Annotated in this window: 22 protein-coding genes; 18 read left to right on the top strand and 4 right to left on the bottom strand. The window is 74.1% G+C overall.

The features are described from left to right. Window positions 1–31: 31 nt before the first annotated feature. Together A4A78_RS15530 and A4A78_RS15535 are read left to right on the top strand one after the other, a co-directional pair. On the top strand, window positions 32–499 hold the full coding sequence (locus A4A78_RS15530) for a tRNA (cytidine(34)-2'-O)-methyltransferase (protein WP_062950816.1): 468 nt from the start codon (window positions 32–34) through the stop codon (window positions 497–499). Next, the gene (locus A4A78_RS15535) at window positions 496–1350 is read left to right on the top strand and encodes an RNA methyltransferase (RefSeq protein ID WP_062950817.1); all 855 of its coding nucleotides are present in this window, start codon (window positions 496–498) and stop codon (window positions 1348–1350) included. The genes A4A78_RS15530 and A4A78_RS15535 overlap by 4 nt, the downstream gene beginning before the upstream one ends. Before the next feature lie 78 nt (window positions 1351–1428). On the opposite strand, the gene A4A78_RS15540 is transcribed toward A4A78_RS15535, so the two are convergent. Beyond that, window positions 1429–1932: a hypothetical protein gene (locus A4A78_RS15540; protein WP_062950818.1), complete on the bottom strand. Its 504-nt coding sequence runs from the start codon at window positions 1930–1932 to the stop codon at window positions 1429–1431. Between the two features lie 102 nt (window positions 1933–2034). Beyond that, a complete protein-coding gene (locus A4A78_RS15545) occupies window positions 2035–2313 on the bottom strand; it encodes a DUF5703 family protein (protein WP_010551602.1) in 279 nt (92 codons plus the stop codon). Between the two features lie 165 nt (window positions 2314–2478). Here A4A78_RS15545 and A4A78_RS18010 point away from each other — a divergent pair, with 165 nt between their 5' ends. The 3 genes from A4A78_RS18010 to mshC all read left to right on the top strand — a co-directional run bounded on the left by A4A78_RS18010 (window position 2479) and on the right by mshC (window position 5187). Then, window positions 2479–2799: a hypothetical protein gene (locus A4A78_RS18010; protein ID WP_062950820.1), complete on the top strand. Its 321-nt coding sequence runs from the start codon at window positions 2479–2481 to the stop codon at window positions 2797–2799. 220 nt (window positions 2800–3019) lie between these two features. After that, window positions 3020–3892 carry an undecaprenyl-diphosphate phosphatase gene (locus A4A78_RS15555; protein ID WP_062950821.1) on the top strand — a complete coding sequence of 291 codons (873 nt, stop codon included), beginning with the start codon at window positions 3020–3022 and terminating at the stop codon, window positions 3890–3892. A 35-nt stretch (window positions 3893–3927) separates the two neighbouring features. Continuing rightward, window positions 3928–5187 (top strand): cysteine--1-D-myo-inosityl 2-amino-2-deoxy-alpha-D-glucopyranoside ligase, encoded by a 1260-nt coding sequence (mshC, locus tag A4A78_RS15560; RefSeq protein ID WP_062951281.1) that lies wholly within the window; start codon window positions 3928–3930, stop codon window positions 5185–5187. A gap of 17 nt (window positions 5188–5204) precedes the next feature. Here the strand turns inward: mshC and A4A78_RS15565 are convergent, their stop codons facing one another. Beyond that, on the bottom strand, window positions 5205–6014 hold the full coding sequence (locus A4A78_RS15565; protein WP_062950826.1) for a PAC2 family protein: 810 nt from the start codon (window positions 6012–6014) through the stop codon (window positions 5205–5207). Window positions 6015–6134: 120 nt separating this feature from the next. Here A4A78_RS15565 and A4A78_RS15570 point away from each other — a divergent pair, with 120 nt between their 5' ends. From A4A78_RS15570 to A4A78_RS15615, 10 genes are all read left to right on the top strand, one after another. Next, complete coding sequence (locus A4A78_RS15570) at window positions 6135–7250, top strand: site-2 protease family protein (RefSeq protein WP_062950828.1); 1116 nt, start codon at window positions 6135–6137, stop codon at window positions 7248–7250. A 43-nt stretch (window positions 7251–7293) separates the two neighbouring features. Next, window positions 7294–8367, top strand: coding sequence for a tRNA (adenine-N1)-methyltransferase (locus A4A78_RS15575; protein ID WP_062951289.1), 1074 nt, complete (start codon window positions 7294–7296; stop codon window positions 8365–8367). A gap of 52 nt (window positions 8368–8419) precedes the next feature. Further along, entirely contained in the window at window positions 8420–10006 is a 1587-nt protein-coding gene (arc, locus tag A4A78_RS15580; protein ID WP_062950837.1) for a proteasome ATPase, read from the top strand. A 38-nt stretch (window positions 10007–10044) separates the two neighbouring features. Continuing rightward, a complete protein-coding gene (dop, locus tag A4A78_RS15585; RefSeq protein ID WP_062951290.1) occupies window positions 10045–11679 on the top strand; it encodes a depupylase/deamidase Dop in 1635 nt (544 codons plus the stop codon). A gap of 28 nt (window positions 11680–11707) precedes the next feature. After that, window positions 11708–11899: a ubiquitin-like protein Pup gene (locus A4A78_RS15590; protein ID WP_062950838.1), complete on the top strand. Its 192-nt coding sequence runs from the start codon at window positions 11708–11710 to the stop codon at window positions 11897–11899. Between the two features lie 4 nt (window positions 11900–11903). Further along, on the top strand, window positions 11904–13310 hold the full coding sequence (gene pafA / locus A4A78_RS15595) for a Pup--protein ligase (RefSeq protein ID WP_062950839.1): 1407 nt from the start codon (window positions 11904–11906) through the stop codon (window positions 13308–13310). A gap of 124 nt (window positions 13311–13434) precedes the next feature. Then, on the top strand, window positions 13435–14379 hold the full coding sequence (locus A4A78_RS15600; RefSeq protein WP_062950840.1) for an FKBP-type peptidyl-prolyl cis-trans isomerase: 945 nt from the start codon (window positions 13435–13437) through the stop codon (window positions 14377–14379). Between the two features lie 38 nt (window positions 14380–14417). Continuing rightward, window positions 14418–14801 carry an FKBP-type peptidyl-prolyl cis-trans isomerase gene (locus A4A78_RS15605; protein ID WP_010551590.1) on the top strand — a complete coding sequence of 128 codons (384 nt, stop codon included), beginning with the start codon at window positions 14418–14420 and terminating at the stop codon, window positions 14799–14801. Next, window positions 14771–17074 carry a primosomal protein N' gene (locus A4A78_RS15610; protein ID WP_082835377.1) on the top strand — a complete coding sequence of 768 codons (2304 nt, stop codon included), beginning with the start codon at window positions 14771–14773 and terminating at the stop codon, window positions 17072–17074. Before A4A78_RS15605 ends, A4A78_RS15610 begins: the two co-directional genes overlap by 31 nt. Window positions 17075–17138: 64 nt before the next feature. Continuing rightward, window positions 17139–18791 carry a DASS family sodium-coupled anion symporter gene (locus tag A4A78_RS15615; protein ID WP_062950842.1) on the top strand — a complete coding sequence of 551 codons (1653 nt, stop codon included), beginning with the start codon at window positions 17139–17141 and terminating at the stop codon, window positions 18789–18791. Window positions 18792–18870: 79 nt separating this feature from the next. Here A4A78_RS15615 and A4A78_RS15620 read toward each other — a convergent pair whose 3' ends face one another. Further along, window positions 18871–20112: an MFS transporter gene (locus tag A4A78_RS15620; protein WP_062950844.1), complete on the bottom strand. Its 1242-nt coding sequence runs from the start codon at window positions 20110–20112 to the stop codon at window positions 18871–18873. An 84-nt stretch (window positions 20113–20196) separates the two neighbouring features. Here A4A78_RS15620 and fmt point away from each other — a divergent pair, with 84 nt between their 5' ends. The 3 genes from fmt to rpe are packed head-to-tail and all read left to right on the top strand — an operon-like array spanning window position 20197 to window position 23617. Then, window positions 20197–21162, top strand: a complete 966-nt coding sequence (gene fmt / locus A4A78_RS15625) for a methionyl-tRNA formyltransferase (protein WP_062950846.1) — start codon at window positions 20197–20199, stop codon at window positions 21160–21162. After that, complete coding sequence (locus tag A4A78_RS15630; RefSeq protein ID WP_062950848.1) at window positions 21159–22934, top strand: RsmB/NOP family class I SAM-dependent RNA methyltransferase; 1776 nt, start codon at window positions 21159–21161, stop codon at window positions 22932–22934. Before fmt ends, A4A78_RS15630 begins: the two co-directional genes overlap by 4 nt. Continuing rightward, window positions 22931–23617: a ribulose-phosphate 3-epimerase gene (gene rpe, locus A4A78_RS15635; RefSeq protein ID WP_062950850.1), complete on the top strand. Its 687-nt coding sequence runs from the start codon at window positions 22931–22933 to the stop codon at window positions 23615–23617. The genes A4A78_RS15630 and rpe overlap by 4 nt, the downstream gene beginning before the upstream one ends. The last annotated feature ends 22 nt before the right edge of the window (window positions 23618–23639 follow it).

The raw sequence follows: 23639 nt of genomic DNA on the forward strand, positions 1-23639 counted from the left end.
GACGCGGACGGTGCGTGGGAGAATCCTTCCCATGGTCCACGTCTTCCTCCACGAGCCCGCGATCGCCGGGAACACCGGCAACGCGATCCGTCTCGCCGCCGTCACCGGCGCCCGCCTCCACCTCATCGAGCCGCTCGGCTTCGACCTCGAGGACGCGAAGCTGCGCCGAGCAGGACTGGACTACCACGACCTCGCCGAGGTGAGCATCCACCCCGACCTCGAGACCGCTCTCGCCGCGGTGCCCGACGCGCGGGTCTTCGCCTTCACCGCGCACACCGAGACCACCTTCGGACAGGTCGAGTACCGGCGGGAGGACGTGCTGCTCTTCGGCACCGAGCCGACCGGGTTGCCCGAGGAGGTGATGGCCCATCCGCGCATCACCTCCCGGGTGCGGATCCCGATGCTCCCGGCACGCCGCTCCCTGAACCTCGCGAACTCCGTCTCGATCGCGGTCTACGAGGCCTGGCGCCAGCTCGGCTACGACGGGGCCGGGGCATGAGCGCTCGCGGCCCCCGCCGCGCCCCGCAGCGCACCGCGCGCCGCATCGAGCGCCGCAACGCGCAGTTCCAGCAGTGGCAGGCGCTGCTGACCAACCGCACCAAGCGCGGCCGCGCCGGGGAGATGCTCATCCAGGGCGTCCGCCCGATCACCCAGGCGATCGCCCACGGCCACGAGATCCGCGCGCTACTGACCGACTCGAGGGAGAACCCCTCCCGCTGGGCGCGCGAGCTGCTCGAGTCCTCGCCGGCGCCCGTCGTCCACCTCGCCCCCGAGCTGATGACCGAGCTGGGGGAGAAGGAGGACGGGGTCCCCGAGCTGCTGGCCGTCGCCGCGCTCCCCGCCGACGACCTCTCCCGCCTCGAGGCCGGACCGCGCGCGACCGTGGTCGTCTTCGACCGGCCGATGGGGCCGGGGAACATCGGCTCCCTCGCCCGCTCCGTCGACGCGCTCGGCGGCGCGGGGCTCGTGGTCACCGGCCACGCCGCTGATCCCTGGGATCCCGCCGCGATCCGGGCGAGCACCGGCTCGGTCTTCGCCGTGCCCGTCCTGCGCGCCCCCTCGCACCGCGAGGTGCTCGAGTGGGTCGAGGGTCGTCGGGCCGCGGGGGAGCCGTGGACGGTGCTGGGGCTGGACGAGGCAGGCGGCCACGAGGTCGCGGACGTCGACCTGACCGGGCCGACGCTGCTGGTCGTCGGCAACGAGACCGTGGGGATGAGCGCCGGGTGGAGGGAGGCCTGCGACACGATCGCGGAGATCCCGATGAGCGGCAGCGCCTCGTCGCTCAACGCCTCCGTGGCCGGGTCCCTCGCCCTCTACGAGGTCGCCCGGCAGCGCCGGCGCGGCCGCTGATCCGGGGCCCACCCGCGACCGCCCAGGGGTCGCCGTCTGAGCGTTGCCGTCCAGGCGGTGCCGTCCACGCGCTGCCGCTCAGGTGGTGCCGAGCGCCACGGCGACCAGGGGAGCGCCCAGCAGCCCCAGGAACGGGACGGCCAGCAGCACCGGTCCGACGGCGAAGCGCGCCCCCGCACGTCGGGTCGCGAGCAGCACCACGCCGCCCAGCACCCCCGCCAGGAGCATCCCGGCCAGCAGCCCCGCCAGGAGCACCTCCCCGCCGAGCGCCGCCGCCATCAGCACCACCACCGGCACCGTCTTCGCATCCCCCATACCCATCAGCGACGGGGCGAGGAGCCCCAGGAGGATCGCCCCGGCCCCGAGCACCAGGGCGAGGACCGACGCCGCGGACAGGGCCGGACGCAGAGAGGGGACCAGCAGCGCGAGAACGGCGAGGGCGAGGCCGACCCCGCCGGTGAGCCCGGCGACCCAGCGGTTCGGGAGCCGGTGCGAGATGCCGTCGTGCCAGGCGAGCACCGCCGCCGGCGGCAGGTAGACCACCAGCAGCACGGCGAGCAGGAGCGGGGAGGAGACGGGCACGGGCCCATCCCACCAGATCCCCGCGGTCCGCGCCCGGCCGGCGCGAGGGATGTGGACGACGGGCGGCCGCCGATCGGAGCCAGTCCTGCTGCGGTGCCCGATCTACAGCGTGGACTGCACCCGGATGATCCGCCGCCGCATCCAGACCTTCTTCCCGCCGCCCATGTACAGGCGGGTGCGCGCGTGCTCCCAGCGCCCGTACTCCGCCTGCTCGGCGAGCTCGGCGCGGACCTGGCCGATCGAGCTGCCGCGGGGGACCGTGATGATCTGGTACTCGTAGTCCTCGAGACGGCGTCCGCGCTCCACGGGCAGGTCGCGACGGCCACGGGGATCGCTCACGTGCTGGACCTCGGCGGTGAGCGGGGTGCGGGGTCGGATCAACAGTTCCTCCTGAGCGCGATGACCTGCGACGGGGCCGTCGCGGCGTGAGATGCGGCACGGTCGCTGCGGTACGGGGGACCGCCTGCGCATCCCGGCGCGGGATCACGGGGACGGCCCGCCGTTCTCCCCTGTCCATTGTGCCCTCGGACGATGTACGGTCCAACCATGAACACGGATCCTCGCTCCGCTCTCGCTGCGCTGATCGCCGCCCTCGAGCGTCACTACGAGGCGGCCGCCGCCTCCCGCGGTGACGACGACCCGGCCCTGGACGCCGCCACCGAGCAGCTCTCCACGGCCTTCGACACCTACGACGACGCCCTCTTCGACGCGTACGACATCGCCACCCCGCTGATCGTCTTCGACGGGGACGATGACGACGAGGACGATGAGGACGACGACTTCGACGATCTCGACGACTTCGAGGACGACGACGACTACGACGATGAGGACGACGAGGACTACGAGGACGACGACGAGGACCGCTGAGGTCGCGCTCGACTGAGGCTCCGGCCGGTCCGGGCGCCCCGTCCGGCGGGCGGTCCCACCTCGTCCGCTGGACCTCCATGCAGTCTTCACCTCATCAGCGCCGCGCGGCGCCGGGCACCCGCCCGGCGCCGCGTACGCTGTGCGGGGTCGATCGCGGCACAGCCGCGACCGCGACGCCGTCCGCGGCGACCCCCGAGCGCGAGTCCATCGAGGAGAGTCCATGTCCTTCATCGAGGCGGTGATCCTGGGCCTGGTCCAGGGTCTGACCGAGTTCCTCCCGATCTCCTCCAGCGCGCACGTGCGCGTGGTCGGGGAGCTCATGAACCCGGGGGAGGACCCGGGCGCCGCGTTCACCGCGATCATCCAGCTCGGCACCGAGACCGCAGTGCTGATCTACTTCTGGAACGACATCACCCGGATCATCGGCAAGTGGTTCAAGGCCCTGGCCGGCAAGGTCCCGCACTCGGATCCCGACGTGCGGATGGGCTGGCTGGTGATCCTCGGCTCCATCCCGATCGGCGTGCTCGGGCTCCTCCTCGAGGACCAGATCGACCACAGCCTGCGGAACCTGTACATCACCGCCTCGATGCTGATCCTCTTCGGCCTGCTGCTGGGACTGGCCGACAAGATCGCCCCGCACCGCAAGGAGCTCGACCAGCTCACGGTGCGCGACGGCATCCTCTTCGGCCTCGCCCAGGCCCTCGCGCTGATCCCCGGCGTCTCCCGCTCCGGCGGCACGATCACCGCAGGGCTGCTCATGGGCTACTCCCGCAAGGCCGCCGCCCGCTACGCCTTCCTGCTCGCGGTGCCCGCCGTGTTCGCCTCCGGCCTCTACAAGGCCGCCAAGGAGGTCCCGGTGCTCTTCACGGCCGACGGGCGCGCCGCCGCGGCCGCCGCAGGGGAGCCCTCGCTGGCCGCGATCGTGATCGCCACCCTCGTCGCCTTCGGCGTCGGCTACGCGGTGATCGTCTGGTTCATGCGGCTGATCGAGAACCGCTCCTACCTGATCTTCGTGATCTACCGCATCGCCGCGGGCGTGGCCCTGCTGGGCCTGCTCTGGTTCGGCGTGATCGACCCGCTGGGCGGCGCCTGATCCCACGCCGAGGGCGTCGACCGTATGATCGAGTGGTGCAATCCTGGACCACCCCTGAGCTGACCCCGCTGCCCGCCTCCACGACGCCGCTGCGGCTCTTCGACACCCGCACCGGGCGCATCGCCCCCGTGACGCCTCTCGTGCCGGGACACGCACGCCTCTACGTCTGCGGGATCACCCCGTACGACTCGACCCACCTGGGCCATGCGGCCACCTATCACGCGGCCGACCTCATGCGCCGTGCGCTCGTGGACTCCGGACTCCAGGTCACCACCGCCCAGAACATCACCGACGTCGACGACCCGCTGCTGGAGCGCGCCGACCGCGACGGGATCGACTGGCGCGAGCTGGCCGAGTCCCAGGTCGCACTGTTCAGCGAGGACATGACGGCGCTGCGCATCATCGCGCCGGAGACCTACCGCTCCGTGAGCGAGGCGATGGACGAGATCATCGCCACCGTCGACACCCTGCGGGAGCGGGGCCGCGCCTACCAGGTGCCGACCCCCGATGCCGAGGGCGACGACTGGTACCACGACCTCTCCCTCGACGGCGCCCTCGGCGACGTCTCCGGCTGGACCGAGGAGCAGATGCTCGAGGTCTTCGCCGACCGGGGCGGGGATCCCGACCGCGAGGGCAAGCGGGGCCGCTTCGACCCGCTGCTGTGGCGCGCCGAGCGGGAGGGGGAGCCGGCCTGGGACGGCGGCGCCCTCGGCCGCGGACGCCCCGGCTGGCACGTGGAGTGCGTCTCCATCGCCGAGGAGGGCCTGGACCTGCCCTTCGACATCCAGGCCGGCGGCAGCGACCTCGTCTTCCCCCACCACGACCTCAGCGCCGCCCATGCGGTCGGCCTCGGCCGTCCCTTCGCGACCTCCTACGCGCATGCCGGGATGGTCGCCTACGAGGGCGAGAAGATGAGCAAGTCGCTCGGGAACCTCGTCTTCGTCCACCGCCTCGTCCGCGACGGCGTCGACCCGATGGCGATCCGACTGGTGCTGATGGCGCACCACTACCGCAGCGAATGGGAGTGGTCGGACACGGAGCTCGAGGGCGCCCAGCAGCGCCTGGAGGCCTATCGCGCCGCCGCCCGCCGCCGCGACCTGCGCCCCGACGTCGTCGAGTCGCTCCGCGCCGCGCTGCGCGACGACCTCGACACCCCGACCGCGCTCGCGGCGCTCGACGCCTGGGCCGCGGGCGACGAGCTCCCGGGGACCGCGGGCCGCGAGCCGGCCGCGGACGCCCCGGGCGATGTGGCCGCCGCGGTCGACGCCCTGTTCGGGATCACGCTGGCCGACTGAGCCCGCGGGCCGGAGGCTCAGTCCGTCTCTCGGCGGCGCCGCAGGAACTGCTCGAACTCCTTGGCGATCGCGTCGCCGCTCGCCTCGGGCAGCTCGGCCGCGTCCTGCGCCTGCTCGAGGCGCCGCACGTACTCGGCGACGTCCTCGTCGGTGCGGGCCAGCTCGTCCACCCCGCGCTCCCACGCCTCGGCGTCCTCCACCAGCTCGCCGACCGGGATCGGCGCGCTGATCAGCTCCTGCACCTCGCGCACGAGGCCCAGCACCGCCTTCGGCGAGGAGTTCTGGGAGACGTAGTGGGGGACCTGCACCCAGATGCTCGTCGTCCTCAGCCCTGCGCTCGCGGTGCGGCGGGCGAGGATCGTCGGCACCCCGATGGGTCCCGAGTACAGCTCGGAGTCCTCGACCCGCTGCGCGGGCACCGGCTCGACCTGCGAGGAGACCGGCAGGGGGCGGCTGTGCGGGGAGTCGGCGAGCAGCGCGCCGAGGGAGACCACCGAGGAGACGTCGAGCGCCTGCAGCTGCTCGAGCACCTCGTCGCAGAACCTCTTCCAGCGCAGCGACGGCTCCGGTCCGAGCACCGCGACGATCTCCGGACCGCGCGGCGGGGTGATCAGGTGCAGGCGGGTGTCGGGCCAGTCCACGACCCGCAGCCCCTCCTCGGTGGTGCGGATCTCGGGCCGGTTGACCTGGAAGTCGATGAACTCCTCGGCGTCGACCGCGCCGACGGGCCGCGAGGGCCACACCTCGAGGAGATGCTCGATCACCCCGGTGGCCGCCTCGCCGGCGTCGTTCCACCCGCTGAAGGCCGTGATGGCGATTCGACTCATCACTCCATCATAGGCTCGTCGGCCCCTCGTGCCGGGGCCGGACCGTCATGAGCCGGGACGCAGGAGCAGGGACTATCCTCGCCCTGCCCCGGGGAGCCGCCCCGCGATCGAGGAGTCCCCATGCCACGGACGATGCTGAGGATCGGCGCGCTGCCGCCGCTCCAGGTCAGCCCGGCCACCCTCGTCACGGTGCTGCTGGTGGCCGTGCTGATGTTCCCCTCGCTGCAGGGGCCGGGCCTGAACGCCGGGCAGAGCGCGCTCGTCGCCCTCGGCCTGGGCCTGTTCCTCATCCTCTCCGTGCTGGTCCACGAGCTCGCCCATGCGCTCGTCGCCCGCGCCCTCGGGGCGAGGGTCGACCACATCGCGCTGACCCTGTGGGGCGGGCACACGCAGTACCGGGCCGAGCGGATGCCCGCGATCGGGTCCGTGCTGGTCTCCCTCGCCGGCCCCGCGAGCAACGGACTGCTCGCCGCGGCGACCGGCGCCCTCGGCGCGATCGCGGCACAGGGCACGGTGCTCTCGGTCGTCGCCTCCTTCGCGACCTGGCTGAACGTGGTCCTCGCCCTGTTCAACCTGCTCCCCGGCCTGCCGATGGACGGCGGGCGAGCGCTGGAGTCCCTGCTCGGCGCGGTCCTGCGCCGTCCTGTCCTCGGCACCCGGATCACCGCCTGGATCGGACGGGCCATCGCCGTCGGCGTGGTGCTGCTGCCGCTGTCGCGGATCGTGCGCCTGGGCGGAGCGGGCGGCTTCTCCCTGCTCACCCTCCTCTGGGCGCTGCTCATCGCGGGCCTGCTCTGGCAGGGGGCGAGCCGCGCCCTGGAGGAGGCGCGCGTCCAGGAGCGGGTGGGGGCGCTCGACGCCGCCGCGCTCGCCCGGCCGGTGCGCCTGCTCGCCCCGCACACCCCGCTCGCCGCCCTGCCCGACGGGCCGGGGGCGGAGCAGGTGCTGCTGCTGGATCCCGCCTCCCCACACCCCGGCACCGTCGGCCGGGCGCTGCGCCTCCAGGCGGAGGCGGTCGCCGCGGTCCCGCCGGGGCACCGCGAGCAGGTTCCCGCCTCCGCCGTCGCGGAGCCCGTCGGGGACGTGGTCGCGCTGCGCGCGGGTCTCCGCGGCGAGGAGCTGGTCTCCGCGATGCTCGCGCGCCCCGCGCCGGTCTACCTCGTGGTCGACCCCGACGGGCGGCCCCAGGGCGTGATCCTCAGCGCCGACGTGAACACGCTCCTGCGCGGACGGTGAACAGGCCCGGTCACCGCGCGTATCCGGCCCTATGCTGGAGAGCATGACTTCTCAGCCGCCGCCCGCCGCCGACGACACGGCGTCGGGCCCCGCGCCCCGCGCGCCCCGTCGCGGCCTCGACCGCACCGGACCCTTCGCCCTCGGCGACAAGGTCCAGCTCGCGGACTCCAAGAACCGCCTGCACACCATCACCCTGAAACCGGGCGGACAGTTCCACTCGCACCGCGGCGTGCTCCACCACGACCAGCTGATCGGCGCCGAGGACGGCACCGTCGTCGAGAACAGCCACGGCATCCGCTACCAGGCGCTGCGGCCCCTGTACGCCGACTACATGCTCGCCATGCCGCGCGGCGCCGCGATCATCTACCCCAAGGACTCCGCGCAGATCCTCATGTGGGGCGACATCTTCCCCGGGGCGCGGGTGCTCGAGGCCGGCGTCGGCTCGGGAGGGCTGACCACCGCGCTGCTGCGCGCCGTCGGCCCCGAGGGCTCCGTCCACTCCATCGAGCGACGCGAGGACTTCGCCGAGGTCGCCCGCGAGAACGTCGGCACCTTCTTCGGGCTCGAGGAGGAGGCGCTGCACCCGCGCTGGGACCTCACCGTCGGCGACTTCCAGGACGTCGCCCCGGCTCTCGGCACCGCCGCGGTGGACCGCGTGGTCCTGGACATGCTCGCCCCCTGGGAGTGCGTAGAGGCCGCCGCGGACGTGCTCGTCTCCGGCGGCGTGTTCCTCGCCTACGTCGCCACCGTCACCCAGCTCTCCCGCACCGCGGAGGCGCTGCGCGACCACGGCGAGTTCACCGAGCCCCACGCCTGGGAGTCCTTCGTGCGTCCCTGGCACCTCGAGGGCCTCGCCGTGCGCCCCGAGCACCGCATGAACGCGCACACCGGCTTCCTGCTCACCGCCCGCCGCACCGCCCACGGCACCGAGGCGCTGCGCCGCGCGACCCGGCCCGCGCCCGGCTCCCGCGACGAGGAGGAGCTGAACCACCCCGACAACGAGGGCTTCGGCGGCGGCTCGGGCGAGTGGACCGCCCAGGACGTCGGCGAGCGCGGCGTCGCACCCCGCAAGCTCAAGCGCGCCCTGCGCGACATCCGCCAGGGCCGGGACCGCTGAGCGGCACCATCACAGACCACCGAGGAACCCGCCCCACGGGGAGGAGACGACGATGAAGACCTACGCGGAGATGACCGCCGAGCTCGAGAAGCTCGCCGCCCACAACGAGCGACTGGTCAGCGGGCTGCGCTCCGCCCGCGCCCAGATCGTCGAGCTCAAGAACGACCTCGAGCGGGTGGGGGACCCGCCGAACTCCTACGCCACTTTCCTGCGCCGCTGCGAGGGCACCACCATCGACGTGCTCCACAACGGCCGACGACTGCGCGTCGCGACCGCCGCGAGCCTCGACCTCGACGCCCTCGCCCCCGGCACCGAGCTGCGCCTGAACGAGGCCCTCGCCGCGGTCGAGGCGGTTCCGCAGGGCGACTCCGGCAACGTCGTGCCGGTCGTCGAGGCCCTCGCGGACTCGCGCGTCCTCGTCGCGGTCGCGCCCGACGACACCCGCGTGCTGCGCCGCGCGGGCGCCCTCGCCGAGGAGACCCTCCACCCCGGTGACCACGTGCTCGTGGACCTGCGCAGCCAGCTCGTGCTCGAGCGGATCGACCGCGCCGAGATCACCGACCTCGTGCTCGAGCAGGTGCCGGAGGTGTCCTTCGACGAGATCGGCGGGCTCGGCGAGCAGATCGAGGCGATCCGCGACGCGGTCGAGCTGCCCTTCCTGCAGCAGGACCTCTACCGCACCTACGGGCTGCGGCCCCCGCAGGGCGTGCTGCTCTACGGCCCGCCCGGCTGCGGCAAGACCATGATCGCGAAGGCCGTCGCGCACGAGCTCGTGCTGCGCAGCGCCGAGGTGCGCGGGGTGAGCGTGGAGGACGCGCTGGCGAACTCCGCCTTCCTCAACGTCAAGGGCCCGGAGCTGCTGAACAAGTACGTCGGCGAGACCGAGCGGTCGATCCGCCTGGTGTTCGAGCGGGCGCGGGAGAAGGCCGCCGCCGACCACCCCGTGGTGATCTTCTTCGACGAGATGGAGGCGCTGTTCCGCACCCGCGGCACCGGCATGTCCAGCGACGTCGAGACCACGATCGTGCCCCAGCTGCTCGCCGAGATCGACGGCGTCGAGGGCCTGGACAACGTGATCGTCATCGGCGCCTCGAACCGCGAGGACATGATCGACCCGGCGATCCTGCGGCCCGGCCGCCTGGACGTGAAGATCCGGGTGCGCCGCCCGAACGCCCGCGCCGGACGGGAGATCCTCGGCCTGTACCTCGGCGAGGACGTGCCCGTGCGGGAGGACCGCGAGTCGCTGCTGGACCTCGCCGTCCGCGAGATCTACGCCGAGGGCCCCGCCACCGCCTACGTGCGCGTGGAGTACGCCGACGGCGGCCACGACACCCTCCACTTCCGCGACTTCGTCTCCGGGGCGACGCTGCGCAACATCGTGGACCGGGCGAAGAAGCTCGCCGTGAAGGACCAGATCGCCACGGGCGAGGTCGGCGTCGCCTCCGAGCACCTGACCGAGGCGATCCGGGTCGAGTTCGCGGAGAACGAGGACATGCCCTCGGCCGCCCATGCCGAGGACTGGGCACGGGTGACCGGACTGCCCGGCCGCTCCCGCCGCCGGGTCGAGGCCGTGGTCCCGCTGCAGGACCGCAGCCGGCCCGAGGACGCCGCCGCCACCGCCGAGGAGGTCTCCGCGTGACCGAGCAGCACCGACCCGCCCTCACCACAGAGCGGGTGATGGGCATCGAGACCGAGTTCGGCGTGCTGCACGCCGACCTCGAGGACCGCGCCCGCGCCGGGGCCGGCAGCTCGATCCTGCTGTCCCATCTCGTCGTCGGCGCCTACGCCCTGCTGGACCCCGCCGAGGGGGAGCGCGGCCGGCGCGTGCGCTGGGACTACGGCGACGAGACCCCCCTGCGGGACGCGCGCGGCTTCGAGATGCAGCGCGCCGCCGCCCATCCCACCCAGCTCACCGACGAGGTGCGCGACGCCCATGTGCCGAGCGTCGAGCTCGACGCGCCCGTGACGGGCCCGGAGGTCGCACCCGAGGGCGACGACGCCGAGGTCCTCGCCTGGGCCTCCCAGCGCTCGATCGGCAACGCGGTGCTGCGCAACGGCGCCCGCTGGTACGTCGACCACGCCCATCCCGAGTACTCCGCCCCGGAGGTCCTGCGCGCCCGCGAGGCCGTCGTCGTGGACCGCGCCGGGGAGGAGATCGCCCGCCGGGCGATGGGCATCCTCGCCGGCGCCGAGGGGATCCCCGAGGTCGCCCTCTACAAGAACAACACCGACGGCAAGGGCGCCTCCTACGGCACCCACGAGAACTACCTCGTGGACCGCGAGGTGCCCTTCGAACGGATCGTCGAAGCGCTGCTGCCCTTCTTCGCCACCCGGCAGGTGCTGGTCGGCGCGGGCCGCGTCGGCCTCGGCACCCGTGGGCAGGAGCCCGGCTTCCAGCTCTCCTCCCGCGCGGACTTCATGGAGGCGGAGGTCGGGCTCGAGACCACCCTGAACCGCCCGATCGTCAACACCCGCGACGAGCCGCACTCGGACCCGGGCCGCTTCCGCCGCCTCCACGTGATCATCGGGGACGCGAACCTGCTCGAGGAGTCCACCTTCCTCAAGCTCGGCACCACCTCCCTCGTCCTCGCCGCGCTCGAGGCGGAGCATCGCACCGGGCGGCGGATCCTGCCGGACCTGGCTCTGGCCGACCCGGTCGCCGCCGTGCGCACGATCAGCCACGACCCGAGCCTGCAGGCGACGGTCCCGCTCACGGACGGCCGCGAGCTCACCGCCCTCGAGATCCAGCGCGCCCACCTCGAGGCGCTCTCCGCCGCGGCCGATGCGGCCGACGAGGAGACCGCGCAGGTGCTCCGCGCCTGGGGCGAGATCCTCGACCTCCTCGCGGAGGACCCGATGCGCGCCGCCTCCCGCGTCGAATGGGTCGCCAAGCTCTCCCTGCTCGAGCGCTACCGGGCCCGGCACGGCCTGGACTGGTCCGATCCGCGGCTGGCCATGGTGGACCTGCAGTTCTCCGACCTCCGCCCCGGCAAGGGCCTGTTCGACAGGCTCCGCGCCGCCGGCGCCGTCGGCACCCTCGTGGGCGCCGACGAGGTCGAGGCCGCGATCACCACCGCCCCGACCAGCACCCGCGCCCACCTGCGCGGCGGGCTGATCTCTGCGCACGGCCCGCACGTCCCCTCCGCCGGCTGGGACGCGATCACCGTCGCAGGCCCCGCGGGCGGCCACCGCCTGCGTCTGGCGGACCCGCGCCTGGGCAGCGCCGAGTGGTGCGCCCGCCACGGCATCGACCCCGCCTCCGACCTCGACACCGTGCTCGACGCGCTGCGCCGGGCCGTCACCGCATCCTGACCCACCCGCTCCCCTGAAGGAGGACGCCATGTCCCAGCAGTCCCTGAACGCCCCCGGCGGCGGCCCCGACGAGAACGCGCCCGACGACGAGGCGCTCACCGGAGGCCAGACCTTCGCCTCCGTGCAGGGCACCGACGACCTGCTCGACGAGATCGACTCCGTCCTCGAGTCCAACGCCGAGACCTTCGTGCGCTCCTTCGTGCAGAAGGGCGGCCAGTGAACCGATGAAGCGCCGAGTGGGAGGTCTGGAGACCGAGTTCGGGCTCGTGTGCGTGCGCGCCGACGGCAGCCGCGCCCTCGAGCCGGAGGAGGCCGCACGGGAGCTGTTCCGGCCGGTCGTCGCGATGGGCCGCTCCTCGAACGTCTTCCTCCGCAACGCTGCCCGGCTCTATCTCGACGTCGGCTCCCACCCCGAGTACGCGACCGCCGAGTGCGACGACTGGTGGGACCTGGTGGCCCAGGACCGGGCGGGGGAGCGGATCTTCGCCGAGCTCACCGCCCAGGCCGATGCGCGCCTGGCCGAGGCCGGCCAGGACGCCCGCATCCACCTGCTCAAGAACAACGTCGACTCCGCCGGCAACGCCTTCGGCTCCCACGAGAACTACCTCGTGGACCGGCGCGGCGAGTTCACCCGCCTGCCCCGCTACCTGCTGCCCTTCCTGGTCACCCGCCAGATCGTCACCGGCGCCGGCGGCGTCGCCCCCGCCGTCCCCGGCGAGGCGGGCGAGGGGGCGGGCGCCCAGTTCGTCTTCTCCCGACGCAGCGACCACATGTGGGAGGCGGTCTCCTCCGCCACCACCCGCACCCGCCCCATCATCAACACCCGCGACGAGCCGCACGGGGACGCGAACCTCTACCGCCGCCTCCACGTCATCGTCGGCGACTCGACCATGAGCGAGGTCTCCACCCACCTGCGCTTCGCGACCACCGACCTGGTGCTGCGCGCGATCGAGTCGGGCAGGGCCCTGCCCGAGCTGGGCCTGGCCGACGACATCGCCGCGATCCGCGCCGTGGCCCGCGACCTCACCGGCGCCGCACCGCTGCCCACCGCCGGCGGCGGCACAACCACCGCGCTCGAGGTGCAGCAGCGCTGGCTCGACCACGTCGCCGACCTCGCCGAGGGGGAGGAGACCGAGGTGCTCGAGACCTGGCAGAAGGCCCTGGACGCGGTGCGCACCGGGGACCGGACCTGGGCGGCGCAGAACCTCGACTGGGCGATCAAGGAGCGGCTGTTCACCCAGGTGAGGGAGCGTCGCGGCATCGACCTCGAGGACCCGGCGATCGAACGGCTCGACCTCGCCTATCACGATATCGACCCCGCCCGCGGCGCGTTCTTCGCGCTGCAGCGTCGGGGCCTCGCCCCCGCGATCCTGCCCGAGGAGCGGATCGAGCGGGCTCGCACCGTCGCCCCGACCACCACCCGCGCCCACCTGCGCGGCCAGGTGGTCACCGCCGCCCAGGAGCACGGCGTGGACCACGTCGTGGACTGGACCACGCTGCGGCTCACCCGCCGCGGCGCGATGCCGGTGCAGGTCCTGGACCCCTTCGCGACCGAGCTGCCCGCCGTCGACGCCTTGCTGGCGGAGATCCGGGAGCAGGACGCTCCCGCCGCCGAGCCCCCGCTCGCCTGAGCACCGCCGACCGGCGCCTGCCGCCTGAGACGACAGCCACTCCCTGCCCCAGGCTCCGCCCACCGAGCGCCCCGTACCCTGGTGCGGTGCCCGCTCACGGGCTGCCGATCCGAAAGGTCCTCCATTGATCCGCCGCCGCACGCTGCTGACCACCGCCCTCGCCGCGACCGCCGCCATCGGCCTCGCCGCCTGCACCGATGACGGGAGCAGCTCCGACGCCTCCGACGCGGGCGGTGCCTCGGACGGCGGGGGCGACGCCCTGTCCGGCGTGACCGTCAGCGAGGACCTCGGCGCGGAGCCGACGGTCGAGTTCACCGCCCCGCTCGAGATCTCCGCGGCCCAGGCACAGGTCGTCGTGACCGGCGACGGCGCGACCATCGCCGACGGGGACACGGTGATCTGGCGCGACCTCTACGTCGACGCGAGCTCCGGCGAGGTGCTGCAGTCGTGGTGGCAGGGCGCACCGGCGGGCGGCGTGCAGGTCACGGTCGACACCATCGGACAGGCCGCCTTCGACGTGCTCACCACCACCACGGTCGGCTCCCGCTTCGTGATGGCCGGATGGCAGCAGGACTCGAGCGGCCAGGCGCGCTCCCTGCTCCAGGTCGCCGACGTGGACCGGGTCGTCTCCCCGCTGCGCGCGGAGGGCACGGCCGGCTCGCCCTCCGGCACCTATCCCGAGGTGTCCCTCGACGACAACGGCGTGCCGTCCATCTCCGGCCCCGGTGAGGGCGAGCCGCCCGCGACGACCGTCCGCGAGCTGCTGATTCAGGGCACCGGCGACACCACCCGCGCCGGCGACTACCTCACCATGCAGTACTCCGGCTGGAAGTGGTCCGACGGCTCCGCCTTCGACTCCTCCTGGGAGCGCAATGCGCCCTTCTCCTTCGTCCAGGGCCAGGGCATGGTGATCCAGGGCTGGGACGAGAACCTGCTGGACCTGAAGGTCGGATCCCAGGTGATGCTCGTGATCCCCGCCGCGGAGGCATACGGGGATCAGGGCGATCTGGCCGGGGAGACCCTGATCTTCGTCGTCGACGTCCTCGACGCCGCGCACACGGCAGACTGACCCCTGCACCCTCTCATCCACCACAGGAGGAACATCGCATGAGCGATCGCACCAAGCCCGAGATCGACGCCCCCGAGGGCCCCGCACCCACCGAGCTCGTCAGCACCGACGAGATCCTCGGCGAGGGCGAGGAGGCCGGCCGCGGCGACGTCGTCGACGTCCACTACGTCGGCGTCTCCCACTCCACCGGCGAGCAGTTCGACGCCTCCTGGGACCGCGGCGAGCCGCTGCGGTTCCAGCTCGGCGTCGGCCAGGTCATCACCGGCTGGGACCAGGGCGTGCAGGGCATGAAGGTCGGCGGCCGCCGCCGCCTCGAGATCCCCGCCCACCTCGCCTACGGCGATCGCGGCGCCCCGCCGGTCATCGCCCCCGGCGAGACCCTGATCTTCGTGTGCGACCTGGTGGCGGTGCACAAGCGCTGACCAGCACCGCCCACGGAGCGGCGGGGGAGCGCGAGGAGGGACCGGCCGACGGCCAGGCACCCCTCTTCGCGGCCCCCGCCGCTTCCGTCCCCGCCGCCGCGGAGAACGCCACCACCTCCCCGGACCGCCCCGATGCGGCCCGGGGTCCCGGCCTGCGCACCACCGCCGGTTTCGAGGTCGTCAGCGAGCTGCCGATCGCGAGCGTGCGCCTCGTCGGCGTGCTGCCCCACCTGGACCGTCCCTTCGAGTACGCGGTCACCCCCGACACCGCCGCGGCCGGTCCGGGCATGCGGGTGCGGGTGCGCTTCTCCGGCAAGGACACCGAGGGGATCGTGCTCGAGCGCCGCGCCGAGCCCACCACCGACCGGGCCCTCGCCCCGCTGCACCGCCTGGTCTCCGACGACGTCGTCGTCCCGCCCGCGATGATGCGGGTGTGCGAGGACGTCGCCGAGCGCAGCGCCGGCACCGTCGGCGACGTGCTGCGCCTCGCCCTCCCGCCCCGTCACGCCCGCGCGGAGAAGGCCGACCGCGCCGCGGCGGAGAAGGAGGCGGTCGCAGACGCACCAGCACCCGCCGAGGACGAGGTCACCGCGACCTCCGAGGAGACCGCGGCGACCGCAGAGGTCGCGCCGGCCGATGAGGCCGCGTCGGCGGAGGAGCCGCCGGCGTCGGACGGCGACGACCGGGCCGCGGCGCCCCCCGATACCCCCGCCGCCCCGCGCCACGGCGACCGCTACCCGGGACTTGCCGCCCTGCTCTCCCGTGCCGGGAGCGCGGAGGGCCCCGTGCCCCGCGCCTCCCTCGTGCTGGACCCGGTGGACCCGTGGACCGCGATCGCCGCCGAGTCGATCGCCGCGCTCGGCCCCGACCGCGGCGCCCTGGTCATCGCCCCCGACCAGCGCGACGTCACCCGGCTCTCCCGCGTGCTGACGGAGCGGGGCATCGCCCACGAGGTCCTCGCCGGCACCGAGGGACCCGAGAAGCGCTATCGCACCTTCCGCCGGATCCTGCGCGGCGCGACCCGGGTCGTGCTCGGCAACCGCTCCGCCGCCTTCGCCCCCGTGCAGGACCTCGCCCTCGTGATCTGCTGGGACGAGGCCGACGACCTGCTCGAGGAGCCCCGCGCTCCCTACCCGCACACCCGCACCGTGCTCCAGTGCCGCTCCGCCGAGGAGCGCTGCGCCCTGCTCTTCCTCTCGGCGAGCGAGTCGGTGACCATGCGCGCCCTCTCCGACGCCGGCTATCTCGCCCGCCTCGATCCCGTGCCCGCCCCCGTCACCGCGGTCCGACCCCGCATTGTCGCCATGGACCAGTACCTCCGCGACCGCGAGGGCCCCTCCGGCCGCTCCCGCCTCCCGCAGGAGGCGATGCGCGTGCTGCGGAGGGGCCTGGCGACCGGGCCCGTGCTCGTCCAGGTGCCGCGCACCGGCTACGCCCCCGCGATCGCCTGCACCTTCTGCGGCACCCGCGCCCGCTGCCCCGAATGCGCGGCGCCCCTGTCGCAGCGCGGCCGGAACGGGCCCCTGCACTGCACCGTCTGCGGCCGACGGGAGGACGGCTACCGCTGCCCCGAGTGCGACCGCACCCACGTGCGCGCCATGGTCATCGGCTCCACACGCACCGCCGAGGAGCTCCACCGCGCCTTCCCCGACGCGCCGCTGAAGGTCGCCGGCGGCGCCCACGGCCCGCTCGAGGACGACGCCGTGCCCGAGCACGGGATCGTCGTGGCGACCCCCGGCGCCGAGCCCGTCCCGCCCGGCCGGTACAGCGCCTGCCTCCTGCTGGACGCCGACGCGATGCTCGGCCGCGCCGCCTTCGACGCCGATGTCGAGGCCGTCCGCCGCTGGCGCGGCGCCATCTCCCTGGTCCGCACCGCGGAGGAGGGCGGCGAGGTGCTCGTCGTCGGCACCTCGACCCTCCCCGCCATCCGCGACCTCGTCGCCCACCGCTCCGCGCTGTTCCTGGACCGGGTGCTGGAGGACCGGCGCGAGCTGGACCTGCCCCCGTTCCGGCGTGTCGCCGAGGTGGTGGGGGAGCGCGAAGCCTGCCGCGGCTTCCTCGGGACGACCGAGCTGCCGGACGGGACCGAGGTGCTCGGCCCCGTGGACCTCGAGGGCCCCGACCAGGCCGGACGCGCCCGTGCGGTGCTGCGGATCGAGCCGCGCCGCTCCCGCGAGCTCGCCGCCGCGCTGCGCTCCGGCGTCGCGGCCCGCAGCGCCCGCAAGGACCGCGGCTCCCTGCGCGTCCGCCTCGATCCGCCCGACGTGTTCTGACCGATCCGCTAGTGTTCTGGGCCAACGCCTGCCGCCGCGACGAAGCGCTGAAGGGACCCCCACCATGGCCTCGAACGCCTCCCCGACGTCCGACCACCCCGTTGCAGACCCCGCCGACCGTCCGCCGACGGACGAACGCCCCGACGTCTCCGAGGGCGAGCGCGCCCCGGCCGAGACCCACCGGACGCTGCTGGTGCGCCGGCTCGGCCTCGCCGTCGGCCTGGTCGCCGCGCTCCTGATCTACTTCGTCATGCCCGCGGACGTCGCCCATGCCGCGAAGCTGACCGCCGCGACCGCGGTGCTGATGGCCGTGTGGTGGATGACCGAGGCGCTGCCGATCCCGGCGACCGCGCTGGTCCCGCTGGTGGTCTTCCCGGTGCTGAACCCCGAGGTGGGCTTCGACGACGTCGGCGCCTCCTACGGCAACAACATCATCTTCCTGTTCATGGGCGGGTTCATGCTCGCCCTGGCCATGCAGCGCTGGAACCTCCACAAGCGCATCGCGCTGGCGATCGTCGGCGCGATCGGCACCAGCCCCTCCCTGCTGATCCTCGGCTTCATGATCGCCACCGGATTCGTCTCCATGTGGGTCTCGAACACCGCCACCGCCGTGATGATGCTGCCGATCGGCGTCTCGGTGCTGGTGCTCGTGAACCGGCTGCGGCTCGAGGACGCCGCCCGCAAGGGCGAGGAGCCGGGGGAGGGCGTCGACCCCGAGCTCGAGGCCGAGGGCTCGGCCGGCACCGCGAGCTCAGCGGTCCGCTCGAAGTTCGGCACCGCCCTGATGCTCGGCATCGCCTACGCCGCCTCGATCGGCTCCCTCGCCACCATCATCGGCACCCCGCCCAACGCCCTGCTCGCCGCCCACATGAGCCAGGAGTTCGGGGTGACGATCGGCTTCGGCCGCTGGATGGTCGTCGGCGCCCCGATCGCCGTGGTGTTCCTGCTGATCGCCTGGCTGCTGCTGACCAAGGTCGTCTTCAGGCCCGAGATCTCCGAGATCCCCGGCGGTGCGGAGCTGATCCGCCAGGAGCGTCGCGGGCTCGGGAGGATCTCCTCCGGCGAGGTGCGAGTGCTGTCCGTGTTCGTGCTCGCGGCGCTGAGCTGGGTGTTCATCCCGTTGATCTGGCAGATCGCGGGCGCCGGCGACCCGCCGATCGGCGATGCGGGCATCGCCATGGTCGTCGCGCTGCTGCTGTTCGTGCTGCCGGCCGGCGCCGCCCGCGGGGTGCGCCTGCTGGACTGGGACGCGGCGGTGAAGCTGCCCTGGGGCGTGCTGCTGCTGTTCGGCGGCGGTCTGGCGCTCAGCGCCCAGTTCAGCTCCTCGGGCCTGACCGAGTGGATCGGCGAGGTCACCGCCGGGATCGGCGGCCTGCCCGTGGTGCTGATCGTCGCGATCGTCGCCGCGGGGATCCTCTTCCTCACCGAGCTCACCTCGAACACCGCCACCGCCGCGACCTTCCTCCCGGTCGCGACCGCGGTCGCCGTCGGCATCGGGGTGGACCCGATGCTGCTGGCGATCCCGGTGGCGCTGGCCGCGACCTGCGCGTTCATGCTGCCGGTGGCGACGCCGCCGAACGCCATCGCCTACGGCTCCGGCTACGTGCGGATCCCGCAGATGGCCTCGGCCGGGCTGTGGCTGAACCTGATCGGCATCGTGCTGATCTCCGCCACCACCATGACCCTCGCCGTGTGGGTGTTCTCGCTCGTGTACTGAGGCGGGGCGGGCGCGCCCGGGGCCGTGACGTCGACGCCCCGACCCCGGACCGCGGGGCCACGGCGTCGCGTGCGGGTGCTCAGGAGCTCCCGGCAGACGCGGCGGGCCGGTCCTCGTCGCGCAGCAGCGCCGCGGAGACGAGGCCCGCGAGCACCACCGCCGCGCTCACCGCGGCGACCACCCCGCCCCACCCGGCCCTGGCGAGCACGAAGCCGAGCGCCCAGCCGAGCACGCTCGAGCCCGCGTAGTAGGCGAGGTTGTACAGCCCCGTCGCCTGGGACCGGGCACCGGGCACGCGCGTGCCCGCCCAGCCGCTCGCGACCGAGTGCGCGCCGAAGAAGCCCGCCGTCATCAGCACCAGGCCCAGGATCAGCACCGGCAGGGGAGCGGCGAGAGTCAGCAGCAGGCCCAGCAGCATCACCGCCATCGCGCCCAGCATCACGGGCAGGCGCCCGTGCCGGGACGCGAGCCGGCCCGCGAGCGGGGAGGAGGCGGTGCCGCCCAGGTACGCGAGGAACAGCAGCCCGATCAGCGAGGCGGGCAGCAGGTAGGGCGGGCCGCTGAGGTGGAAGGCGAGATAGTTGTAGACCGCCACGAACCCGCCCATCAGCAGGAACGCGCAGGCCAGCAGCGCCGCCAGGCCCGGGTCCCGCAGCGGGGCGAGCAGCCGGCCCGCCCGTCCGCCCGGGACGGCCCCGCCCGATGTCCGCCGTCGCGGCACGAAGCGCCGCTCCCGCGGGGCGAGGGCCACGAACCCGACCGCCGCGAGCACCGCCAGCATCACCACCGCGGTCATCCCCGCCCGCCAGCCGAGCACATCGGCGACCGGGGTGGCGAGCACCCGGCCCGAGAGCCCGCCCAGCGTCGTCCCCGCCACGAACCAGCCCGCCGCGACCGCGCGCGAACGCGCATCGACCTCCTCGGAGAGATACGCCATGGCCAGGGCCGGCACCCCGCCGAGCGCCATCCCCTCCAGCAGGCGCAGCACGAGCAGCAGCGGGAAGCTCGGCGACCAGGCCGCCGCCAGGGCAAGCACCGTCGCCGCGATCACGGCGAGGATCATGGCGGGACGCCGGCCGAGGCGATCGCCGACGAAGGACCACGGCATCACCGCCAGCGCCAGCCCGGCGGTCGCGGCGGAGACCGTCAGCGCCGCCTGCTCCGGCCCGATGCCGAGATCGGCGGAGATCAGCTGCAGGATCCCCTGCGGGGAGTACAGCTGGGCGAAGCAGGCGATGCCCGCGCAGACCAGCGCCAGCTGCATCCGTCGGTAGGCGGGCGAGCCGAGCGCATGGCCCGGGATCGGGTCGCCCACGCTCATCCCTCGCACCGTGCCCGCGTCATGTCCTCCACTGTAGGCACGGCCCGGCAGGAGCCGCCGGTGGGACCGTAGACTCGGGTCATCATGCGTCTGATCTTCGCCGGCACCCCCGAGGCCGCCCTCCCCTCCCTGCGCACCCTGCTCGACTCCCGCCACGAGGTGGTCGGTGTGCTCACCCGCGCCGACGCCCCCTCCGGCCGCGGACGGAAGCTCACCCCGTCCCCGGTGAAGTCCCTGGCCCTCGAGGCCGGGGTGCCGGTGCTCACCCCCGCCACGCTGCGGGACGAGGAGGTGCAGCAGCAGCTGCGCGATCTCGCCCCGGACGCCGCGCCCGTGGTCGCCTACGGCAACCTCGTGCCGCCCGCGGCGCTCGAGATCCCCCGCCACGGCTGGGTGAACCTCCACTTCTCCCTCCTGCCCGAGCTGCGGGGCGCCGCTCCCGCCCAGCGGGCCGTGCTCGCCGGCCGCCGCGAGACCGGCATGAGCGTGTTCCGCCTCGAGAAGGGCCTGGACACCGGCGACGTGATCGCCGCCGCCCCCACCGCCATCGGCGAGTTCGAGACCTCCGGCGAGCTGCTCGAGCGGATGGCCGACGACGGCGCCGCGCTGCTGCTGAAGGCCCTCGACGCGCTCGAGGACGGCACCGCGACCCTCACCCCGCAGGACCACGCGGCCGCGACCCACGCCGCGAAGCTCACCACCGCCGAGGCCCGGATCGACTGGACCCGCCCGGCGGACGAGGTCTCCGCGCACATCCGCGGCATGAGCCCCCAGCCCGGCGCGTGGACGCTCCTGGACGGCGCCCGCACCAAGATCCTCGGCCTCGAGGCCGTCGAGGAGGCCTCGCGCGCGAGCGCCCCGTCGGCCCCCGGCGCGCTCGCGGCCACCAAGCGACAGGTGCTCGTGGGCACCGGCACCGACCCGCTCGCCATCGCGGCCCTCGCCCCGGCGGGGAAGCGCCCGATGCGCGCGGCGGACTGGGCACGCGGGGCGGGGCTCGGCCCCGACGCCCGCTTCGAGGACGACCAGCAGGACGGAGCACGCGCATGAGCGAGGACCGACGCGGCGGGCGCCGCCACGACGACAGCCGGCGAGGCCGGGACGACCGCGGAGGCCGCGACGACCGCCGAGGCCGCGACGACCGCGGCCGACGCGACGACCGCGGAGGCCGCGACGGCGGCGACCGCTGGGACGACCGGCGCGGCGACCGACGGGACGACCGCGGCGGTCGACGGGACGACCGCGGCGACCGGCGCGATGACCGGGGCGGTCGGCGGGACGACCGTCGGGACCGGCCCCGCGACGCGCAGGGCCGCGAACGCTCCGGCTCCCGCGGCCAGGGCGGTCCGCGCCGCGGCTGGTCCTCCTCCCGCCCCTCCGAGCGCTCCCGCGCCTCCACCCCCTCCCGCCAGGTCGCCCTCGAGGGGCTGCGCCTGGTGCGCGAGGAGGACTCCTACGCGAACCTCGTCCTGCCCCGCCTGCTGCGCAGCCACCGCGTCTCCGGCCGCGACGCCGCCTTCACCACCGAGCTGTTCTACGGCTCGCTGCGTGCCCAGGGCCGGCTCGACGCGATCATCGCCGCCTGCGTGGACCGACCGCTGGCGAAGGTCGAGCCCGCGCTGCTGGACGTGCTCCGCCTCGGCGCCTACCAGCTGCTGGACATGACCGTCGCCCCGCACGCCGCGACGTCCGAGACCGTGGCTCTGGCCCGCGCTGAGGTCGGCGCGGGAGGTGCGAGCTTCGCCAACGCCGTGCTGCGCCGGGTGGGGGAGAAGGACCTCGCCACCTGGATCGCGGAGGTCGCCCCGGACCGCGAGAAGGACCCCACCGGGCATCTCGCCGTCGTCCACTCCCACCCCCGCTGGGTGGTGCGGGCCCTGTCCGACGCCCTCGCCGGGAACGGCCGCTCCCGCGACGAGATCGACCAGCTGCTCGAGGCGCAGAACCAGGCCCCCGCGGTCTCGCTCGTGATGCGCCCGGGGCTGACCGACCTCGACGAGCTGATCGACCACGGCGCGAGCCAGGGCCGGCTCTCCGTCTTCGCCGCCGCCTGGCCCTCCGGCGACCCCGGCGGCATGGACCTGGTCAAGCAGGGCCGCGTCGCCGTCCAGGACGAGGGCTCCCAGCTCGCGGCCCTCTCCCTCGCGCTCGGCGCCGACGACCTCGTCCTCACCGACGACGCCCACTGGCTCGACCTCTGCTCCGGCCCCGGCGGGAAGACCGCCCTGCTCGGCGGGCTCACCATCGACCACGACGCCGACCTCCTCGCCGTCGAGCTGCAGGAGCACCGCACCGAGCTGGTGGACCGCGCGGTGGCGAGCCTGCGCGAGGCCGGCTGCGAGATCACCACCCTCACCGCCGACGGCACCACCATCGGCGCCGAGCGGCCGGGGGAGTTCTCCCGCGTCCTCGCCGACGTCCCCTGCTCCGGGCTCGGTGCGCTGCGCCGCCGGCCCGAGGCCCGCTGGCGCCGCACCCCCGCGGACGTCGGCCAGCTCGGCGCGATCCAGCGCGACCTGCTGGCCTCCGCGCTGGACGCGACCGCGCCCGGCGGCGTCGTCGCCTATGTCACCTGCTCGCCGCACCTGGCCGAGACCCGCCTGATCGTCGCCGACGTCCTCAAGCGCCGCGACGACGTCGAGCGCCTCGACGCCCGCCCCGCCGTCCGGGCCGGCCTGCTGCCCTCCGTGCGGGACGAGGTCGAGCTGGGCGAGGGCCCCGACGTGCAGCTGTGGCCCCACGTCCACGGCACCGACGCCATGTTCATCTGCCTGCTGCGCAGGCTCCCCGCCCCCACCGAGGAAGGAACCCCGAGCTCGTGAGCATCTCGTACTCCACCGACTCCAGCTTCATCCACCCCAGCATCCTCAACGCCGACTTCATGTCCATCGGCGCCGAGCTCGACAAGATCTCCAGCGCCGACAGCGTCCACGTCGACGTCATGGACAACCATTTCGTGCCGAACCTGACCTTCGGGCCGAACATGGTCGAGCAGATCGTCGAGCGCAGCCCCATCCCGATCGACGCGCACCTGATGATCGAGGACGCCGACAACCAGGCCCCCGTCTTCGCGGAGGCAGGCGCCTCCTCGGTGACCTTCCACCTCGAGGCCGCCCGCGCGCCCGTCAAGCTCGCCCGCGACCTTCGCCGCAAGAACGCGCAGGTCGGCGTCGCCCTGCGCCCCGCCACCCCGGTCGAGCCGCTGATCGACATCATCGGCGAGTTCGACATGCTGCTGATCATGACGGTCGAGCCCGGCTTCGGCGGGCAGAGCTTCCTCGAGACGATGCTCCCGAAGATCCGTCGGGCCCGCCGCGCGATCTCCGAGGCGAACCTCGAGGTCTCGATCCAGGTCGACGGCGGCGTCAGCCGCGAGACGATCGAGCGCTGCGCCGAGGCGGGCGCGAACGTCTTCGTCGCGGGCTCCGCGATCTACAAGGCGCAGGACGCCGCCGAGGAGATCTCCGCCCTGCGCGAACTGGCGGGCGCCCACACCGCGCACTGACCTATCCTTGCTCCGTCACATC

The organism is Brachybacterium sp. sponge (assembly GCF_001613775.1).
GTDB lineage: Bacteria > Actinomycetota > Actinomycetes > Actinomycetales > Dermabacteraceae > Brachybacterium > Brachybacterium conglomeratum.

What these genes read in the sequence shown, in the direction of transcription:
- A4A78_RS15530 (WP_062950816.1), top strand. Translation starts at nt 32, where the DNA reads ATGGTCCACGTCTTCCTCCACGAGCCCGCGATCGCCGGGAACACCGGC.
- A4A78_RS15535 (WP_062950817.1), top strand. Translation starts at nt 496, where the DNA reads ATGAGCGCTCGCGGCCCCCGCCGCGCCCCGCAGCGCACCGCGCGCCGC.
- A4A78_RS18010 (WP_062950820.1), top strand. Translation starts at nt 2,479, where the DNA reads ATGAACACGGATCCTCGCTCCGCTCTCGCTGCGCTGATCGCCGCCCTC.
- A4A78_RS15555 (WP_062950821.1), top strand. Translation starts at nt 3,020, where the DNA reads ATGTCCTTCATCGAGGCGGTGATCCTGGGCCTGGTCCAGGGTCTGACC.
- A4A78_RS15565 (WP_062950826.1), bottom strand. Translation starts at nt 6,014, where the DNA reads ATGAGTCGAATCGCCATCACGGCCTTCAGCGGGTGGAACGACGCCGGC.
- A4A78_RS15570 (WP_062950828.1), top strand. Translation starts at nt 6,135, where the DNA reads ATGCCACGGACGATGCTGAGGATCGGCGCGCTGCCGCCGCTCCAGGTC.
- A4A78_RS15575 (WP_062951289.1), top strand. Translation starts at nt 7,294, where the DNA reads ATGACTTCTCAGCCGCCGCCCGCCGCCGACGACACGGCGTCGGGCCCC.
- arc (WP_062950837.1), top strand. Translation starts at nt 8,420, where the DNA reads ATGAAGACCTACGCGGAGATGACCGCCGAGCTCGAGAAGCTCGCCGCC.
- dop (WP_062951290.1), top strand. Translation starts at nt 10,045, where the DNA reads ATGGGCATCGAGACCGAGTTCGGCGTGCTGCACGCCGACCTCGAGGAC.
- A4A78_RS15590 (WP_062950838.1), top strand. Translation starts at nt 11,708, where the DNA reads ATGTCCCAGCAGTCCCTGAACGCCCCCGGCGGCGGCCCCGACGAGAAC.
- pafA (WP_062950839.1), top strand. Translation starts at nt 11,904, where the DNA reads ATGAAGCGCCGAGTGGGAGGTCTGGAGACCGAGTTCGGGCTCGTGTGC.
- A4A78_RS15605 (WP_010551590.1), top strand. Translation starts at nt 14,418, where the DNA reads ATGAGCGATCGCACCAAGCCCGAGATCGACGCCCCCGAGGGCCCCGCA.
- A4A78_RS15615 (WP_062950842.1), top strand. Translation starts at nt 17,139, where the DNA reads ATGGCCTCGAACGCCTCCCCGACGTCCGACCACCCCGTTGCAGACCCC.
- A4A78_RS15620 (WP_062950844.1), bottom strand. Translation starts at nt 20,112, where the DNA reads ATGAGCGTGGGCGACCCGATCCCGGGCCATGCGCTCGGCTCGCCCGCC.
- fmt (WP_062950846.1), top strand. Translation starts at nt 20,197, where the DNA reads ATGCGTCTGATCTTCGCCGGCACCCCCGAGGCCGCCCTCCCCTCCCTG.
- A4A78_RS15630 (WP_062950848.1), top strand. Translation starts at nt 21,159, where the DNA reads ATGAGCGAGGACCGACGCGGCGGGCGCCGCCACGACGACAGCCGGCGA.